Below are 17,705 nucleotides of genomic sequence, written 5' to 3' on the forward strand. Positions count from 1 at the left end.
GCCGCTCGGCCGGGCCCGCTCAGCCCTCGACGGTCACGTCGGCCGGCGACTTGTCCGTGCGCCAGCCGCGCCACACGGCGTGCCGCAGGCGAGGCGGGTCGTCGGGGGACGGGTGCTCCGGGTCGCTCGTCCAGTCGCCGTAGGAGACCTCCGCGACCCGTTCCGGCGCGGCCCACCGGGCGTGCGCGGCCTCGGGGCGGGGCACGTCGTCCAGCGGGGCGCGGTCGACCCGGCGCAGCCGCCGCACCACCTGGCGCCGGTCGGCCTCCCGGAAGCCCGTGCCCACCTTGCCGACGTACCGCAGCGTGCCGTCGGCGTCCGGCACCGCCAGCAGCAGCGACCCCGCGACCCGCGCGTCCTCGCGCCCCGTCCCGGCGTGCAGCGGCCGCCAGCCCACCACGACCACCTCCTGGGTGCGGGCGTGCTTGACCTTCAGCCAGTCGCGCGAGCGCGCGCCCGGCGTGTAGGTCGAGCCGCGCCGCTTGGCGACCACCCCCTCCAACCGCATGAGGCGGGAGGTCTCCAGCGCCTCGTCGAGGTCGCCGTCCAGCGCGGCGGGCACGTGCACCGGGCGCCGGGGCGCGACCACCCGCTCGAGCTCGGCGCGGCGGTCGGTGTAGGCCCGGCGCTCGAGCGACCGCCCGGCCACGCGCAGCACGTCGAACAGCACGAGGTCGACGCGCACCGCGCGGCGCGCCTTCTCGACGTCGCGCGGCCGGGTGAGGTTGGCCCGCTGCTGCAGGCGGCGGAACTCCGGGCGCCCGTCCGCGTCGAGCGCCACGATCTCGCCGTCGAGCACGAGGGGGAGGTCGTCGCGCGCGACCATCTCCGCCAGCGCCTGCAGCTCCGGGAACGTCGGGGTGAGGTCCTGGCCGGAGCGGGACGTGAGCCGCACGCGCGCGTCGTCCGCGCCGTCGGCGGTCACCTCGACGACGGCGCGGAAGCCGTCCCATTTGACCTCGAACGCCCAGTCGTCGGGGTCGAGCCGGGCCAGCGCCGCCGGGGGCGCGGTGGTCGCGAGCATCGGGCGCGGCGCGGGCACGGCAGCGTGCGCCACGTGGTCCGGCTCGCCGTCCTGCGGTCCCCCGCCCCGCTCGCCGGCCTCGCCGTCGTCGACGTGCTCGTCATGGTCGCCGTGCTCGTCCCGCTCGCCTTCGCCCGGCTGCTGCTTCGTGCGGTGGATGAGCCACGAGTTCTCGTCGGTCCCGCCCCGGCCGCCGGTGCGGATGAGGGCGAGGCGCCGGGAGCCCCGGCGCTCGCTGTGCAACGTGGCGATCACCTCGCCCTCGCGCCACTTCTCCAGGTCGTACGTCCCGGCGTCCCAGATCGTCACCTCCCCGGCGCCGTACTCGCCGGCCGGGATCGAGCCCTCGAACGCCCCGTACTCCAGGGGGTGGTCCTCCGTCTGGACGGCGAGGTGGTTCTGTTTCGGGTCGGTGGGCTCGCCCTTCGGCAGCGCCCAGCTCACGAGCACGCCCTCGTGCTCGAGCCGGAAGTCCCAGTGCAGCCGGCGGGCGTGGTGCTCCTGGATGACGAACGTGGGGGCGTCGCCGTCCCCGGCCGCCCCGGAGGCCGCGGGGCCGAAGGGCTCCGGGGTCCTGTCGGGGTCGCGCTTGGCGCGGTACGCCGCCAGCCGGTCCGACGGCGCGTGGTCGAACGTCGCCATGCGCTCGGGCGTCGGCTCGAGCTGGGCGAGGTGCCCCGCCGCCAGGGGGGCCAGGAGATCCCCGTCGCGCTCCAGGCGCTCCAGCACCTCGGGGTAGGTGAGGTGGCGCAGGTCGGGGTCGTCGAGCTCCGCCCACGTGCGCGGCGCCGCGACGGTGGGGTGGTCGCGCCCGCGCAGCGAGTACGGGGCGATCGTGGTCTTGGCGCCGTTGTTCTGCGACCAGTCCACGAGCACCTTGCCCGCGCGCAGCGACTTCTTCATGTCGCTCACCACCAGGTCCGGGTGCTCCGACTCCAGGTGCCGGGCCAGCTCCTTGGCGACGGCGGACACGTGGTCGGACGTGAGCTCGGAGGTCGCCCCGACGGCGTCGCCCGTCAGCGCCGCGTACAGGTGGATCCCCTTGGAGCCGCTGGTCACCGGGAACGGCTCGAGGCCCATCCCCACGAGGACGTCGCGGGCGAGCCGCGCCACCTCCGCGCACTCGGCGAGCCCGGCCCCCGGCCCGGGGTCGAGGTCGAGGACCAGGCGGTCCGGGGGAAGCGGGGTGCCGGTGCGGCCGAACTGCCACTGCGGCACGTGGATCTCGATCGTGGCGGTCTGCCCCAGCCAGGTGAGCGTCGCCAGGTCGTTCACCAGCACGTAGTCGTTCGTGGACGTGCGGTGCTTGATGGAGCGCCGCGGCACCCACGACGGCGTGGACGCGTCGAGGTTCTTCTGGAAGAACACCTGGCCGGCGACGCCGTCCGGCCAGCGCTTGCGCGTCGCCGGCCGGTGCGCGGCGTGCGGCAGCAGCGCGGGCGCCACCTGCGCCAGGTACTGCAGCACCTCGCCCTTCGTGGTGCCCGTGGCCGGGTAGTACACCTTGTCGAGGTTGGTGAGCTGCAGGCGCCGGCCGTCGACGGAGACGGTCTGCGGCGCGGGTGACGACGACCGCGACGAGGAGCGTGGCATGCGCCCATGGTGGCGCGGGCCGGTGCTGTGCGCAGCCGGGGTTGACCCCGCCCCTACGTCATAGTTCTTACTCGGCCCCATGAGACGCATCCCGGTCGCCTACCTCGCCTCCTACCTCCTGTCGCTGCTGGGCAACTCGATCGCCGGCATCGCCTTCCCCCTCATCGTGCTGCAGGTCACCGGCAGCGCGCTCGGCGCGGGCGCCGTCGCGGCCGCGACCGCCGTCCCCGCCGTGCTGGCGGGCCTGCTGATGGGGGTGGTCATCGACCGGATCAACCGGCGCACGTCGTCGGTCGTCACCGACCTCGTGTCGGCGGCGTCCGTCGCCGCGCTGCCGGTGATCGACATGGTCTCGGGGCTGAGCCTGGGCTGGTTCATCCTGTTCGGCGTCGTCGGCTCGCTCGGCGACGTGCCGGGCATGACCGCCCGGGAGGCCCTGCTGCCGGCGGTCGTGCGGCACGGCGGTATCGGCGCGGAACGCCTCCTGGGGATCAGGGAGTCGTTGGGCGCGGCTGCGCTGCTGCTCGGTCCCGCGCTGGCGGGCGGGCTCATGGTGGCGTTCGACGGCTCCACGGTCCTGTGGATCACCGCCGCGACGTCGTTCGCGGCGGCCCTGCTCACGCTGCTGATCCCGCATCGCGTCGGCGCGATCGCCGCGCCCGCCGACGAGGCCGGCCGCGTCACCGGGGCCCTCGGCGCTGCGGACGCCGGCCCGACCGCCGCGCCGAGCCCGAGCGGGTGGGCGCAGCTGCGCGACGGGTGGCGCGTCCTGTCGCGCAGCCGGTTCCTCGTGGTGACGACGATGCTCAGCGTGGCGTCCGTGACGGTCCTGGCGGCGATGCAGGGGCTGGTCCTCCCGGTGTACTTCACCGTGGTCGGGCAGCCGGGCATGCTCGGCTTCGTCCTCAGCGCTCTCGGCGCGGGGATGCTGGTCGGCGGCGCCGTGTACGCGGTCGCCGGGGCTCGGGGCCGACGCCAGGTCTGGTTCCGCGTCGGGATCGTCGGCACCACCGCCGGATTCGTCGTGGTCGCCGTGCTGGGCTCCGTGTGGACGGTCCTGGCCGGGGCGTTCGTCGTCGGGCTCGCCAGCGGGATGTTCGGCGGCCTGATCGGGGTGCTGATGATCGAACGCATCCCCGAGCACATGCGCGGACGGATCATGGGCACGCAGAATGCGGTCATGACTGCCGCTCCGCCCGTCGGGATCGTCGTCGCCGCCGTGCTGACCGAGTACGTGAGCGTCGGGGTCGCGGCGGCCGTCGTCGCCGGCGCCTGGGTGGTCGCCGCCGTCGTCGGGCTGCTGGCCCGGTCGCTGCGAGACCTGGGACCCGTGGACGACCCCGCGGCGCGGGACGAGGCCCCGGCGGTGGCGGGCCGTGCGTAGCGCCGAGCTGGCGCGGCTCGCCGGGGTCAGCGTCCGGACCCTGCGGCACTACCACCAGGTCGGCGTGCTCGCCGAGCCGCCCCGGGACACGAACGACTACCGCAGCTACGACGTCCACGACCTGGTGCGGGTGCTGCGCATCCGGCGCCTCGCGGCGCTGGGCATCGCGCTGGAGCGGATGCCGGAGCTCCTCGACGACGGCGCCGACGCGGACGGCGCCCCGCTGCTCGACGAGCTCGACCGCGAGCTGGCCGACCACATCTCCCGGCTCACCCGGCAGCGCGAGGTGGTGGCCCGCCTGCGCGAGCACCGCGCGGCGCCGGACCTGCCGCCCGAGCTCGCCCCGGCGATGGCCGCCTTCGCCGCGGCCGGGATCTCGCCCGACCTCGTGCGCGCGGACCGGGACCAGGCCGTGCTCGTCTCCCACCTCGTGGGGGAGGAGGGCAGGCAGCACCTCGCCGAGTTCTACCGGCGCCTCAGCGCGCACGACGTGGTCGACGTGCTGGCGGGCCTCACCGAGCGCTTCGGCCGGCTCGACGCCGGCAGCGACGACCAGGAGGTGGACGCCGTGGCCGAGGGCTTCGTCGAGGCCTTCGGGGCGCTCGTGACCGAGCTCGCGGTGAGCGAGCCGCTGCCGGGATTCGACCGGGCCGCGGCGTTCCTCGGGGAGCACTCCGCGGACCTGCTGCGGCCGCGCCAGCGCGAGGCGCTCGACCTCATCGAGGCGGGCCTGACCCGGCTCGCGGGCCCCGACGCCGACGGGCCCGCGCGAGGGGCCTGACTCCGCACGCCGGGCTCGTCGAGGGAGCGCCGTCTAGGGGGCGGGGGGCTCGCGGGCGTCGAGCTCGGTGACCAGCTCCTGGCAGCGCAGGCGTGCCGGGGAGAGGTCGTAGGGCAGCTTCCCGGAGGCTTCGGCCGCGCTCATGGACGCCCGCCCGCTGCCGGAGACGTGACCGTCCGCGTCCTGCCCGGCACCGGCGGTCTCGGGGGTCGACGGGTGCAGGGCGTCCCAGGAGTCGAAGAGCGCGTCGTCGCTCTCCGCCAGGCCGGAGCTCTCGATGACGGCGTCCAGCGCCCTCTCGACGGCGTGCCGGTCGGCGGCCACCTGCGCCACGCGGGGGTCGTCGACGGCGACCGTGTCGTCGAGCGCCTCCTCGGCGGCGTCGACACGGTCCGACTCCTCCCGCAGGCCGGGGTGGGTGGCCAGGGCGATGAAGCGCGAGGCCCGGACCGCCGCGCCGAGCGGGCCGAAGATCCGCTCGGTGACCAGCAGGTCGTCCAGGTCCGCCTGGCGCAGGGAGCCCTCGGGCAGGCCCTCCAGGCGGTCGGCGACGACGTCGGAGAGGACGCCCAGCCTGCTGCCGCGGGTGCGCATGCGCTGCACTGCGGTCCGCTGCCGCCGCAGCTCTGCCTCCTGGGCGACGAGGGACTCCTCCAGCCGCTCCAGGACGCCCGCGATGTCGTGGTCTGCCTCGGCACCGGCAGGGGGCGTGGCGGCGACGGCGCCGCGGATGTCGTCGAGGGCGATGCCGGCGTCCGCCATCGTGCGGATCCACAGCAGCCGGACCATGTCGTCGTAGCCGTAGCGACGGCGGTCGTCGCTGCCCCGCTCGGGCTCGGGGAGCAGGCCGATCTCGTGGTAGTGCCGGATCGCCCGCGGTGTGGTGCCGACGAACGACGCCGCGTCACCGATCTTGACCTGACGCGGCGGGACAAGGGACGGGTGCATGAGCGGGGCCTTCCTCGGTGGGGCGGACGTGGGTCCACCGGACCACATCACGCGACGGTAGGTGCAACTCCACGCGCGCACCGGGCAGGACACTAGGTTGACCTGCGTGAGCGCCGACTACCTCTCCTCCCTGTTCTCCCTCGACGGCCGCGTCGCCGTCGTCACCGGCGGCAGCTCCGGCATCGGCCGGGCGATCGCCGGCGCGCTCGCCCGGGCGGGCGCGAGCGTCGTCGTCGTGGCGCGTCGCGAGGCCGAGCTGGCCGCGACGGTGGACGAGCTGACCGCCGACGGGTGCCGTGCCGCCGCGGTGAGCGCGGACCTGGCTGCGCGCGAGGGGGTGCGGGCCGCGGCCGACGAGGCCGCCGCCGTCTTCGGGGAGCCCGACGTCCTCGTCAGCTCGGCGGGCATCAACCTGCGCCCGCCGATGGACGGGCTCGACGAGGCGACCTGGGACGCCACGATGGCCGTCAACCTGGAGGCGCCGTTCCTGCTGGGGCAGCGGTTCGGGCCGGGCATGGCCGAGCGCGGCTTCGGCCGCCTGATCCACGTGTCGTCCCAGCAGGCGCACCGGGCGTTCGTGCAGTCGGGTGCCTACGGGGTGTCCAAGGGCGGGCTCGAGTCGCTGGCGCGGTCGCAGGCGGAGGCGTGGTCGGTGCGCGGCGTGACGGCCAACACCCTGGTGCCGGGGTTCGTCATGACGCCGCTCAACGCGCGGCTGTCGTCGGACCCGCAAAGGGTGGCGGCGCTCGCGGACCGCACGCTGGTGGGCCGCAACGGCCTCCCGGACGACTTCGCGGGCGCCGCCGTCTTCCTCGCGAGCGCCGCGTCCGCGTACGTCACGGGGCAGTCGGTCTTCGTCGACGGCGGCTTCTCGGTGCACTGACCCGGCCCGGACCGTTCACCCCCGGGGGGTATGCTGCGCGGCATGACGACGACCGACGACCTCCAGCGGCCCGCCACGCTCACCATGTACGGGGCGACGTGGTGCGGCGACTGCCGCCGCGCCAAGCGGGTGCTCGACACCCGCGGCACCGAGTACGTGAACGTCGACCTCGTGGCCGACCCCACGCGCGCCGACGACGCCGAGGCGATCAGCGGCCGCAAGAACATCCCCGTCGTGGTCTTCCCCGACGGGGAGTTCCTCGTCGAGCCGACGGACGCCGAGCTCACCGCCAAGCTGGACGCCGCCGGCCTCTGACGCCTCACTCCCAGCGGAACAGGACGGCGGCGACCGCCCCCGGCACCACCGCCGCCGCCACGAGGCCCAGCAGGGCCGACGCCGGCACGGCGGCTCCGGCCCACGTGGCGGTGAGCGCGTCGACCGCCGCGCCGAAGGGCAGCACGCCGCCGACCTGCGCCAGGGCGTCGGGCAGGTTCTCCCGGGGGCCGAACAGCCCTCCGACGGCGCCGAGGGCGAAGAAGGCGACCAGCCCGATCGCGACCGCCGACTGCGGCGTGGGCGCCACGGCCGCCACGAGCATCCCGACGCCGTACATGGCTGCGACGGCCAGGGCCAGGACGCCGAGCGCCGCCCACGGGGATGCCGGCGCCGACGCGTCGAAGGCGAGCGCCGCGACCGTGCCCGCGACCGCGACCCCGAGGGCGATCTGCGCGACCCCGACGACGGCCTGCGCGACCAGCACCATGACGGGCGACGCGGGGGTGACGCCGAGGCGCCGCAGGATCCCGGTCCGCCGGTAGGCCGCGAGGAAGCTGGGCATGTTGACCACCCCGACCATCGCGACGACGAACGTCAGCGTGATCGGCAGGACGTAGACGTCGAACGCCGTGCGGCCCCCGGACCTGGGGACCACGACGTCCGTGTCGAAGGCGATTCCGTTCATCACGAGGATCAGCACCGGCATGCCGAGCGGCACGACGAGCCCCGCGGTGTCCCGCGCGACCATCCGCGCCTCGGCGAGCACCAGGGCGCCCCAGGCCCGCGCCGGCGGGTGCACCGGCCGGAGGTCGTCGGGGTCGCGGGGCGTGCCGGGACGTGCGGCGGGACGTGCGGCGGACGTGGTCATCGGACGGTCTCCTTGCTGTTCTCCGTGCCGGTCGGACGGGCGGCGTCGGTCAGGGCGAGGTAGGCGTCCTCGAGGGCGGTGCCGGCGGGCAGGCCCGCCTGCGCCACCAGCGCCGCAGGCGTGCCCTCGGCGACGACCCGCCCGGCGTCCAGCACGACGGCGCGGTCGCACAGGCGCTCCACCTCGTCCATGTGGTGGCTGACGAGCAGCACGGTGACGCCGTCCTCGCGCAGCCGGCGCACCATCGCGAGCATGCCGCGGCGCGCCTCCGGGTCGAGGCCGGTGGTCAGCTCGTCGAGGATCACCACCCGCGGGTCGCCGACGAGCGCGACCGCGACCGACGTGCGCTGCTGCTGCCCGCCGGAGAGCTTCTCGAACCGGGTGTCCCGCGAGTCCGTGAGACCGACGGCCTCGATCAGGGCGTCCGGGTCGCGGCCGGCGGGGTAGAAGGACCGGTGCAGGCGCACCAGCTCGCGCACGGTCAGCGCGTCGTGCAGACGGGGCGTCTGGAGCTGCACCCCGAGCACGCCGCGCACGGTGGCGCGGTCGGTCTGCGGGTCGAGGCCCAGGACGCGCGCCGCGCCGCGGTCGGGGGAGCGCAGCCCGGCCACCAGCTCGACCGTCGTCGACTTGCCGGCGCCGTTGCGGCCGAGCAGCCCGACGATCTCCCCGACCTCGACGCGCAGGCCGACGTCGTCGACCGCCACGGTGGTGCGGCCGCGGCGCCGGTAGGTCTTGTGCAGGGCGGTCGCCTCGATCGCGGTCGGGGCTGTCGTCGGGCTCGTCGGTGCCATGGCCACGACGCTATGGACGGCGGCGTGCCCGCCGCGCGTGCCGGTGGTCACGACCTGCACCCATGACGTCCGGCACGGTCGCGCGGGCGGTCCGGTGTCCTAGCGTGGGGGCGTGCGGAGACTCGGGGCGGACACCATGGCGGGCCTCACCGTGCTCGGCGTGTGCGTCGCGATCCTCGTCCTCGTACCGGTCGCCGTCGAGCCGGACGCGTTCCTCGTGCCCGTGTGGGCGTGGGCCGTCGCCGCGGTCGCCTACGTCGTGGTGACCGTCGTCGTGGTGCAGCAGCCCCGGGGCAGCGGCCGCGCGATCATCGGTGTCGCGGCGCAGACGCTCGTCGCGGGTGGCCTGGTGGTCGGTGTCCCCGGCGCGGGGTGGCTGCCCATCCTGCTCGTGTTCGGTGCCGCGATGGCGACGTACGTCGTGCGCTGGTGGACGACGGGGCTGGTGATCTGCGCGAACTCGGTCGCCCTCGGGATCAGCAGCGTGCTCGCCGCCGAGCGGCGGGGCGACGACGTCGTGTGGTGGGAGGCCGTGTTCGGCGTCGGGCTGTACCTGCTGCTCCAGGTCGCGTCGGCCTTCGTGAGCGCCGCCCTGCAGCGCGAGCAGCGCATGCGCACCGAGCTGTCGGTGGCGCACGCCGAGCTCGCCGCTGCCGCGGTGCTGCGCGACGAGGCGAGCCGGGCGTCCGAACGGCTGCGGATCGCCCGCGAGCTGCACGACCTCCTCGGCCACCAGCTCACCGTGCTCACGCTCGAGCTGGAGTCGGCCACGCACCGCACCGGCGGCGCGCAGGCCGAGCACGTCGAGCGGGCGCGAAGCGTGGCGCGCGAGCTGCTGGCCGACGTGCGGGCCACCGTCGGCGAGCTGCGGCGCCGGGCCCCGGACCTGCGCGAGGCGCTGGGCGCCGTCGGCGCGGCGGTGCCCCACCCGAGGGTCGAGGTGCGGGTCGCGGACGACGTCCGGGCCGACGAGGAGCAGACCGCGGCGCTGCTGCGGGTCACGCAGGAGGCGGTGACCAACGCGGTCCGGCATGCGGAGGAGGCGACGGTGCTGCGGATCGACGTGGACGTGGACGACGACCGGCTCACCCTGGTGGCCCAGGACGACGGCTACGCCGCCGGCGACGTGACGCCGGGCCACGGGCTGCGGGGGATCGCGGAGCGGGTCGAGGCGCTCGGCGGCACCGTCCGGCACGACGGGACCCGCGGCTTCCGGCTCGAGGTCGCGCTGCCCCAGCGGGTGCTGTCGTGACCGCGCCGGACGGCGCCGGGACGGGGGCGACGCGGGACGTGCGGGTGGTGCTCATCGACGACCAGACGCTCGTGCGCCACGGCATCCGGAGCCTGCTCGAGATCGCCGGCGGCGTGACGGTGGTGGCCGAGGCGGACGACGGCGAGTCGGGCGTCGCGGCGATCGCGCAGCACGTGCCCGACGTCGCGCTGCTCGACCTGCGCATGCCCGGCCGGGACGGCCTGTGGGTGCTGGACGAGCTGGGCCGGCGCGGGGTGGACGTGCCGGTGCTGGTGCTCACGACGTTCGACGACGACGAGCTGGTGCTGCGCGCGCTGCGCGGCGGGGCGCAGGGCTACCTGCTCAAGGACGTCACCGTCGAGCAGCTCGCCGGGGCGGTGCGCGCCCTGGCGGACGGCGGGACCTTCGTGCAGCCGGCGGTGACCGCGCGACTGCTGCGGGCCGTGCGCTCCGGCTCGGCGGCGGGGCAGGGACCGGAGGCGGGGACCGGGACGGACGAGGCCCGGGTCCAGCCCCTCACCGAGCGCGAGACCCAGGTGCTGCGCCTGGTCGCCCAGGGCTGCTCCAACCGCGAGATCGCCGAGCTGCTGCACCTGGCCGAGGGGACGGTGAAGAACCACGTGTCGCAGGTGCTGCTCAAGCTGGACACCCGCGACCGGACCAGGGCCGTGCTGCGCGCCCTGCATCACGGGCTGCTCTCCTGAGCCCTCCGGGGTGGTGTGGCGCACCAGCGTCCCGGTCCGCCCCGCGCGTGGCCGATACTCGTGGGGTGGAACTCCCTGTTGTCGCCTCGCTCGTCCTGGTCGTCGCCGCCGTCTGGAACCTCGTCGTCTGGCCCCAGTTCTGGCGGCGGGTCACGAAGGACCCCCGCGCCCGCGACGACGCCGGGCGGCCCACCCGCTTCTACACGGTGCACGCCGTCCTGGTCGGCGTGTCCGTGGTGCTGGCGCTCCTCGTCGGAGTCGTCGGCGTGCTGGCGCTCGTCTGAGCGGGCGCCCGGCCCCGGGCCGGGCGCTCAGGACCGCACGGCTCAGGACCGCACGGCTCAGAGGTGCAGGTCCAGGCGGGTGACCCAGAACGGCGTCGTGGGCTCCGGTGGCGTCGTGAACCGCGCGTTCGGCAGGTAGAGCCCACCGGCGAAGGTCGCCAGCGTGGTCGGGGTGTCGAAGTCGTCGCTGGTCAGCTCGCGCGCCACCGTGCCACGGGCCCCGGCGCGGTCGAGCCGCACGACCGCGACCACGTTGCTCGTGTTCCGCGCGACGTACAGGGTCCGGCCGAGCAGCAGCATGCCGTCGCCGTTCATCAGGGACGCGCCGCCGAGGTCCACGACCGTCGTGGCTCCCGTGGCCGGGTCGACCCGGTGCAGCACGCCGGTCGTCGAGTTGACCACCAGCAGCCCGCGGCCGTCCGGGGTGGCCGTGAGCCCGTTGGCGTTGAACCCGTCGACCTGCTCCCAGTCGCCGCCGAGCTGCACCGTCTCGGCGGCCTCGGGCAGCGCGCCGTGGCGGCCGAGCGGCAGGCGGTACAGCACGTCGCGCTGGGAGTCCGTGAACCAGGCGGCACCCTGGACCAGGACGACGTCGTTGACGAAGCTCGGCTCGCTGGTGAGCGGGTAGTCGGCCAGCAGCTCGCCGGTACGGGCGTCGACGACGCGGGCCGTGCCGGAGGGGCCGCCGGCGACGAAGAGCCGCCCGCGGTGGTCCACCTTCAGTCCCACCGACGGGGTGCCGGGGCCCTGGGCCACGACCCGGCCCTCACCGGTGACCAGGTTCGCGCGGTATATGTCGCCGTCCGCCCGCGAGCCGAACCACGCCCACGGCCCGATGCCGGTGGCGATGCCCTCGGGCAGGAAGCCGTCCGGCAGCTCGACCCGGTCGGGGAGCACCGGACGTTCGTGCCGGGCGGGTGCGGTGGCAGGTGCTGAGGCGGCGGCGACGGCGGCGGTCGCGGGAGCCGCGGTGAGGGCGACCAGCGCCGCCGCGGTGAGGGCGAGCGCTGGTGCGTGCCCGGCGAGTCGTCGGAACATGGTCGGACCTCGCTTCGTCGTCGATCGGGCGTCGTCCTCACGCTACGACCGTCGGCACGCGGTCACGAGCGGGCGCCGGCGGGGGACGGGCGGGGCTGGCGCGTCGTCGCAGGTCGCGTGACGATGGTGGGATGAGGGCCATCTGGAAGGGTGCCGTGACGTTCGGCCTCGTCAACGTCCCGGTGAAGCTGTACAGCGCCACGGAGGACCACGACGTGCCCCTGCACCAGGTGCACGACGCGGACGGCGGGCGCATCCGGTACCGGCGGGTGTGCGAGCTGGACGGCGAGGAGGTGCCGTACCAGAACATCGACCGCGCGTACGACGACGGCGAGCACACCGTCGTGCTGACGAAGCAGGACCTCGCCGCGCTGCCGGCGGAGGCGAACCGCGAGATCGAGGTCGTGGAATTCGTCCCGAGCGACCAGATCGACCCGATCATGCTCGACCGCACGTACTACCTGGAGCCGGACTCGAAGAGCCCCAAGGCGTACGTGCTGCTGCGCCGCACGCTGGAGGAGACCGACCGCACCGCCGTCGTGAAGTTCGCGCTGCGCCAGCGCACCCGGCTGGCGGCGATGCGCGTGCGCGACGAGGTGCTGGTGCTGCAGACCCTGCTGTGGGCCGACGAGGTGCGGGAGGCCGAGTTCCCGTCGCTGGACGGTTCGGTGACCGTCTCCGACAAGGAGCTCGCGATGTCCGCCCAGCTCGTGGACAGCTACGAGGCCGACTTCACGCCCGAGGAGTACGAGGACGAGTACCAGGCGCAGCTGCGGCAGCTCATCGACGCGAAGATCGAGCAGGGCGAGGCGCTGGACACCTCGGAGACCTTCGGCGAGCAGCCCGAGAAGACCGACGCCGACGTCATCGACCTCATGGAGGCGCTGCGCCGGAGCGTCTCGGGGGCGAAGGGGACGAAGGACGAGGAGAAGAAGCCGGCGGCGAAGAAGAAGGCGCCGGCGAAGAAGGAACCGGCGAAGAAGGAACCGGCGAAGAAGGCGCCCGCGAAGCGGAAGGCGCCGGCGAAGAAGCCGGCGTCCTCGACGTCGCGGCAGAAGGAGAAGAAGACCGGCTGACCCGGCGGGCCGTCAGGCGTCGGCGCCGCGGCGGGCGGCCGCGACGTCGTGCACGAGGGCGAGGAGATCGTCCAGCTCGGTGGGGTCGAGGCTCCGGGACCCGGTGGTGGCGAGGGCGTAGAGGCCCTCGCTCATGAGCGCGACGGCGCGGGCGAGCACGGGGTCGCCGACGTCGTCGCGGACCGCGTCGGTCCAGGCCTCCTGGGCCTCGTCGATCACGGCGGCCGCCTGCGGGTGGAGCCCCTGCGAGAGGCGTGAGACCGCGAGGTAGACGAGCTCGAACTCGCCGTCGACGACCGTCGAGGTCCGCAGCAGGTAGTCGACCGCGCCCTCGGGGGCGCCGCGCATCGCCGCGACGTCGGCCGCGGTGAGCTCGCGCAGGTGCTCCACGAGCCCTTCGGCCAGGGCCTCCTTCGACGGGAAGTGGTAGAGCAGCCCGCCCTTGGACACGCCCGCCTGCTCGGCGACGGCCTCGAGTGTGGCCGCGCGCTCGCCGGAGGCGACCAGGATCTCGGCGTAGGCGTGCAGGACCTTGGCGCGGGCGGCGGGGGGCGGTGGCATGGTGCCGACCCTATCGACGGGACCGGTGCGGAGTTGTTACTATACCGGCTGGACGGTGCGGAAGTTCGACGTCACCACGTCGCCCCGGCCGTCCCGGCATGCGTGAAAGGCAATCCCTTGTGACCTCCCTCCTGGATCCGGCGCGCCCCGCGGGCCCGGAGACGTCGGGCCCGGCGTGGCGGCGCTGGGCGGCGCTCGTCGTCCTGATGCTCCCGGTGCTCCTCGTGTCGATCGACAACACGGTGCTGAGCTTCGCGCTCCCGCAGATCTCGCAGGCCCTCGCGCCGAGCGGGACGCAGCTGCTGTGGATCGTCGACGTCTACCCGCTCGTCCTGGCCGGCCTGCTGGTGCCCATGGGCTCGCTCGCCGACCGGGTCGGTCGGCGCCGGCTGCTCCTCGTCGGTGCGGTCGGCTTCGCCGTCGTGTCCGCCGTCGCCGCCTTCGCGCCCACGGCCGGGGCGCTCGTCGCCGCCCGTGCCGGGCTCGGGTTCTTCGGCGCGATGCTCATGCCGTCCACCCTGTCGCTGCTGCGCAACGTCTTCACCGACCGCGAGGAGCGCCGCCTGGCGATCGCGATCTGGGCCGCGGGCTTCGCCACCGGCTCGGCGGTCGGGCCGATCGTGGGCGGCGTGCTGCTCGAGCACTTCTGGTGGGGTGCGGTGTTCCTGCTGGCCGTGCCGGTGCTCGCGCTCCTGCTCGTCCTCGCGCCCCTCTTCGTCCCCGAGTCGCGCGACCCGGTGCCCGGGCGCCTCGACCCGCTCTCGATCGTGCTGGTCATGGCGACCATGACCCCGATCGTCTACGGCATCAAGGCGCTCGCCAAGGGCGGCGCGACGGCGCCGACGGTCGCCGTGATGGCCGCCGGCGTGGCGATGGGCGTCCTGTTCGTGCGCCGTCAGCTGCGCCGGCCCGACCCCATGCTCGACGTCCGGCTCTTCGCGGTCCCGGCGTTCACCGGGAGCGTGCTCGTCAACCTGCTGTCGGTCTTCTCCCTCGTCGGCTTCCTGTTCTTCGTCTCGCAGGACCTGCAGCTCGTGATCGGGCTGTCGCCGGTCGACGCGGGCCTCGTCCTGCTGCCCGGCACGGTCGCGATGGTGGTGGCCGGGCTCGCCGTCGTGAAGGTCGTGCGGCGGGTGCGGCCGGCACGCGTCGTGGCGGCCGGGCTCGGGCTCTCCGCCGTGGGATACCTCGTCACCGCCGTGGTGGCCGGCCGCGGCGAGGTCGGCTGGCTCGCGCTGGCGTTCGTCGTCCTCGCGCTCGGGGTCGGCTCGGCCGAGACGGTCTCGAACGACCTCGTCGTGTCCAGCGTGCCGGCGGCCAAGGCCGGCGCGGCGTCCGCCATCTCGGAGACCGCCTACGAGGTCGGCGCGGTGCTCGGCACCGCGGTGCTCGGCGGCATCCTCACCGCGTCCTACTCGGCGTCGGTCGTCGTGCCGCACGGCGTGCCCGCCGCGGACGCCGCCACCGCCACGGAGACCCTCGGCGGGGCGGCGAACGTCGCCGCCGGGCTGCCCGCCGGCCAGGCGCAGGCGCTGCTCGACTCCGCCCACGCGGCGTTCGGCAGCGGCGTGGTCGTCACGTCCGCGATCGGTTTCGTCGCCGTGCTGATCGCGGCGGGCGTCGCGCTGGCGACGCTGCGCGACGTGCGGTCGTAGTCGTCGGGGAGGCGCCGGACGGGCCGCCGGGCGGCGCCGGGCGGGTCGCTGGCGCCACCCGGCCCGTTCGGACAGGGTGGAGGCGATGACCGAGCAGCACGAGACGACACCGCACGCGCCGGACGAGCACGCGCCGGACGAGCACGCGCCGGACGGGCCGCGCCCGCCGCAGCGCGAACGGCGCACGCCGCCGCGCTGGGTGCGCCGCACCCTGGTGGGGGTGGCCGGCGGGCTGCTGTGCCTCGTCTTCGGCGTGACCAGCGCCACCGCCGAGCTGAGCTTCGGCCCGCACGAGGCGGTCTACGCCGTCGACACGGACGGTCTGGTCGTGGCCGACCTCGGGCCGCTGGGCACCGTCGAGATCGACTCGCCGCTGCCGCTCGGCCTCGGGGTCGAGGTCACGGTCAAGGAGATCCCGGCCGACCTGTCCGCGGTGGGTGCCGCCAGCACCCTGGACGCGCTCGGCGAGGACCTGGAGAGCTACCTGCAGTTCTTCTCCAGCCCCGACGTCGCCGTGCGCTCCGTCGCGTGGGCGCTCGCCGTCGACGCGGTGCGGCGCACGGCGCTGGCGGCGGTGGTCCTGGTGCTGGGGGCCCTCGCCCTGCGCGGCCTGCTCGGCGTGTCGCGGCGCCGCGAGCTGGCCGCCGCCGTCGCCCCCCGGACCTGGGAGATCACGGCGGGGGTCGCGGTCGTCGGGCTGGTCGCGACCACCGTCGTCGCCGGCGGGGTCGTCCCGCCCACCCAGGGCACGACCGCGTCGCCGGTGTTCGCGGGGACGGCGCTCGAGGGCGCCCGGATCACCGGGCGGCTGTCGGGCGTCATCGACACGTACGGCGGGCAGCTCGTCGAGCTGTACGACGAGAACGAGGCGTTCTACGCCGCGGCCGACGACAACCTGGTCGACGCGTGGAACTCGTGGGAGGTGCGGCAGGCGGTGCGCGACGGCGCTCCGGGAGCGTCGGAGGCCGAGACCGGTCAGCCCGACGAGACGCCCGCGGAGACGCCCGGCGAGACACCGGACGGGGCGTCGGCATCGCCGTCCGCCGACCCCGAGGACCTGGTCACGATGCTCGTCGTCTCCGACCTGCACTGCAACACCGCGATGGCGCCGCTGATCCGCACCGTCGCCGAGCGGTCCGACGCCGACCTGCTCCTCAACGCGGGCGACACGACGACGAACGGGACGTCCGTCGAGAAGGCGTGCGTCGACGCGTTCGCCTCGGCGGTGCCGCGCGGCACGAAGGTGGTGGTGGCGGACGGCAACCACGACTCGGCGGAGACGTCGAAGCAGGAGGCCGCCCACGGGCAGGTCATCCTCGACGGCGACGTCGTCGAGGTCGCCGGCGTGCGGATCCTCGGCGACCGCGACGCCCTCGAGACCCGGGTGGGCTCGGGCACCGCCGTGGCCCGCGAGACGACGCCGGAGGAGCAGGGCGCGGCCCTGGCCCAGACGGCGTGCGAGGACGGCGAGGTGGACCTGCTCATGATCCACACGGCGCCCGTGGGCCTCGACGCCATGGAGTCCGGGTGCGTGCCGTTCCAGGTGTCGGGGCACACGCACAGGCGCGCGGGCCCCGAGCAGGTCGGGCAGGGGATCCGGTACGTCAACGCGTCGACGGCGGGCGCCGCGCCGAACCAGCCGACCGTCGGGCCCCTGCGCGGGACGGCGGAGATGACGCTGCTGCGGTTCGACCCCGAGCTGCGCCGCGTCGTGGACTGGCAGCTCGTCGAGGTCGACCCGGCGGGGGAGGCCGTCGTGCGCGACCGCCTGCCGGTGCCCGAGATCGTGCCGCCGGCCGAGGACGTGCTGTCGTCGTCCGGGGTGGCGCCGCCCGAGGGCGAGGGCACCACCGACCCGTCGCCCGGGCCGTAGGCTCGGGGCGTGGACCCCGCCGAGCTGACCCCCGTCGCGCAGGACTACCTCAAGGCGGTCTGGTCCGCCGGGGAGTGGTCGGACGAGAAGGTCACGACGGGGCTGCTCGCGGACCGGCTCGGGGTCGGTCCCTCCACCGTCTCGGAGACGGTGCGCCGCCTCACCGCGCAGGGGCTGCTGGGTCACGAGCCCTACCGCGGGGTGTGGCTCACCGACCTGGGCCGGCGGTACGCGCTGGTGATGGTCCGCCGTCATCGGCTGCTCGAGACGTGGCTGGTGCACGACCTCGGGTACCGGTGGGACGAGGTGCACGACGAGGCGGAGGTGCTGGAGCACGCCGTCTCGGAGCGCCTCGTGGAGCGGATCGCCGCGCGGCTGGGGCACCCGGAGCGCGACCCGCACGGGGACCCCATCCCGTCGCCGTCCGGGCAGGTGGTGCGCCCGGAGGCCGTGCCTCTGGTGGACCTCGACGCCGGCCGGCAGGGCGTGGTGGCCCGGATCTCCGACGCCGACCCGGAGGCGCTGCGCTACCTCGCCGACCTCGGCCTCGAGCTCGACCTGCCGGTGGCGGTCTCCCAGCGGCGCGAGTTCGCCGGCACCCTCGGGGTGACCTGGGAGCGGGAGGGCGAGCCCGTCGCGGTCGACCTGGGCCTGCTCGCGGCGTCGCGCATCTGGGTCGTGCCCGCGTAGGCTGTCCCGGTTCCCCCGACG

The 17,705-nt window shown here is 75.2% G+C and carries 17 protein-coding genes; 11 read left to right on the forward strand and 6 right to left on the reverse strand.

Annotation, left to right across the window (positions count from 1 at the left end; translation table 11 throughout):
• Positions 1–19 precede the first annotated feature (19 nt).
• Positions 20–2,617 (reverse strand): ATP-dependent DNA ligase, encoded by a 2,598-nt coding sequence (locus IEW03_RS05570; RefSeq protein ID WP_188522654.1) that lies wholly within the window; start codon positions 2,615–2,617, stop codon positions 20–22.
• Between the two features lie 79 nt (positions 2,618–2,696).
• On the opposite strand from IEW03_RS05570, the gene IEW03_RS05575 reads away from it, so the two are divergent.
• Positions 2,697–4,001 (forward strand): MFS transporter, encoded by a 1,305-nt coding sequence (locus tag IEW03_RS05575; RefSeq protein WP_188522655.1) that lies wholly within the window; start codon positions 2,697–2,699, stop codon positions 3,999–4,001.
• Positions 3,994–4,782, forward strand: a complete 789-nt coding sequence (locus IEW03_RS05580) for a MerR family transcriptional regulator (protein WP_188522656.1) — start codon at positions 3,994–3,996, stop codon at positions 4,780–4,782. Before IEW03_RS05575 ends, IEW03_RS05580 begins: the two co-directional genes overlap by 8 nt.
• A 33-nt stretch (positions 4,783–4,815) precedes the next feature.
• On the opposite strand, the gene IEW03_RS05585 is transcribed toward IEW03_RS05580, so the two are convergent.
• Positions 4,816–5,730: a MerR family transcriptional regulator gene (locus IEW03_RS05585; protein WP_188522657.1), complete on the reverse strand. Its 915-nt coding sequence runs from the start codon at positions 5,728–5,730 to the stop codon at positions 4,816–4,818.
• A gap of 106 nt (positions 5,731–5,836) precedes the next feature.
• Between IEW03_RS05585 and IEW03_RS05590 the strand changes: the two genes are divergently transcribed.
• Together IEW03_RS05590 and IEW03_RS05595 are read left to right on the forward strand one after the other, a co-directional pair.
• A complete protein-coding gene (locus IEW03_RS05590) occupies positions 5,837–6,613 on the forward strand; it encodes an SDR family NAD(P)-dependent oxidoreductase (RefSeq protein ID WP_188522658.1) in 777 nt (258 codons plus the stop codon).
• Positions 6,614–6,655: 42 nt separating this feature from the next.
• Entirely contained in the window at positions 6,656–6,928 is a 273-nt protein-coding gene (locus IEW03_RS05595; RefSeq protein ID WP_188522659.1) for a glutaredoxin family protein, read from the forward strand.
• A gap of 4 nt (positions 6,929–6,932) precedes the next feature.
• Here IEW03_RS05595 and IEW03_RS05600 read toward each other — a convergent pair whose 3' ends face one another.
• On the reverse strand, positions 6,933–7,757 hold the full coding sequence (locus IEW03_RS05600) for an ABC transporter permease (RefSeq protein ID WP_188522660.1): 825 nt from the start codon (positions 7,755–7,757) through the stop codon (positions 6,933–6,935).
• Positions 7,754–8,551: an ABC transporter ATP-binding protein gene (locus tag IEW03_RS05605; RefSeq protein WP_188522661.1), complete on the reverse strand. Its 798-nt coding sequence runs from the start codon at positions 8,549–8,551 to the stop codon at positions 7,754–7,756. The genes IEW03_RS05600 and IEW03_RS05605 overlap by 4 nt, the downstream gene beginning before the upstream one ends.
• A gap of 112 nt (positions 8,552–8,663) precedes the next feature.
• On the opposite strand from IEW03_RS05605, the gene IEW03_RS05610 reads away from it, so the two are divergent.
• The 3 genes from IEW03_RS05610 to IEW03_RS05620 all read left to right on the forward strand — a co-directional run bounded on the left by IEW03_RS05610 (position 8,664) and on the right by IEW03_RS05620 (position 10,791).
• Complete coding sequence (locus IEW03_RS05610; protein ID WP_229737567.1) at positions 8,664–9,803, forward strand: sensor histidine kinase; 1,140 nt, start codon at positions 8,664–8,666, stop codon at positions 9,801–9,803.
• The gene (locus IEW03_RS05615; RefSeq protein ID WP_229737568.1) at positions 9,800–10,507 is read left to right on the forward strand and encodes a response regulator; all 708 of its coding nucleotides are present in this window, start codon (positions 9,800–9,802) and stop codon (positions 10,505–10,507) included. Before IEW03_RS05610 ends, IEW03_RS05615 begins: the two co-directional genes overlap by 4 nt.
• Before the next feature lie 65 nt (positions 10,508–10,572).
• On the forward strand, positions 10,573–10,791 hold the full coding sequence (locus tag IEW03_RS05620; RefSeq protein ID WP_188522662.1) for an SCO4848 family membrane protein: 219 nt from the start codon (positions 10,573–10,575) through the stop codon (positions 10,789–10,791).
• Positions 10,792–10,848: 57 nt separating this feature from the next.
• Here the strand turns inward: IEW03_RS05620 and IEW03_RS05625 are convergent, their stop codons facing one another.
• Positions 10,849–11,829, reverse strand: coding sequence for an NHL repeat-containing protein (locus tag IEW03_RS05625; RefSeq protein ID WP_188522663.1), 981 nt, complete (start codon positions 11,827–11,829; stop codon positions 10,849–10,851).
• Between the two features lie 131 nt (positions 11,830–11,960).
• Here IEW03_RS05625 and ku point away from each other — a divergent pair, with 131 nt between their 5' ends.
• Positions 11,961–12,905, forward strand: coding sequence for a non-homologous end joining protein Ku (ku, locus tag IEW03_RS05630; protein ID WP_188522664.1), 945 nt, complete (start codon positions 11,961–11,963; stop codon positions 12,903–12,905).
• Positions 12,906–12,917: 12 nt separating this feature from the next.
• On the opposite strand, the gene IEW03_RS05635 is transcribed toward ku, so the two are convergent.
• The gene (locus IEW03_RS05635) at positions 12,918–13,466 is read right to left on the reverse strand and encodes a TetR/AcrR family transcriptional regulator (protein WP_188522665.1); all 549 of its coding nucleotides are present in this window, start codon (positions 13,464–13,466) and stop codon (positions 12,918–12,920) included.
• A 98-nt stretch (positions 13,467–13,564) separates the two neighbouring features.
• On the opposite strand from IEW03_RS05635, the gene IEW03_RS05640 reads away from it, so the two are divergent.
• The 3 genes from IEW03_RS05640 (at position 13,565) to IEW03_RS05650 (ending at position 17,684) form a co-directional block, all read left to right on the forward strand.
• On the forward strand, positions 13,565–15,121 hold the full coding sequence (locus tag IEW03_RS05640) for an MFS transporter (protein ID WP_188522666.1): 1,557 nt from the start codon (positions 13,565–13,567) through the stop codon (positions 15,119–15,121).
• An 85-nt stretch (positions 15,122–15,206) separates the two neighbouring features.
• The gene (locus IEW03_RS05645; protein ID WP_188522667.1) at positions 15,207–16,994 is read left to right on the forward strand and encodes a metallophosphoesterase family protein; all 1,788 of its coding nucleotides are present in this window, start codon (positions 15,207–15,209) and stop codon (positions 16,992–16,994) included.
• A gap of 9 nt (positions 16,995–17,003) precedes the next feature.
• Positions 17,004–17,684 carry a metal-dependent transcriptional regulator gene (locus IEW03_RS05650; RefSeq protein ID WP_188522668.1) on the forward strand — a complete coding sequence of 227 codons (681 nt, stop codon included), beginning with the start codon at positions 17,004–17,006 and terminating at the stop codon, positions 17,682–17,684.
• The last annotated feature ends 21 nt before the right edge of the window (positions 17,685–17,705 follow it).

This window comes from Isoptericola cucumis, from assembly GCF_014635665.1.
GTDB lineage: Bacteria > Actinomycetota > Actinomycetes > Actinomycetales > Cellulomonadaceae > Isoptericola > Isoptericola cucumis.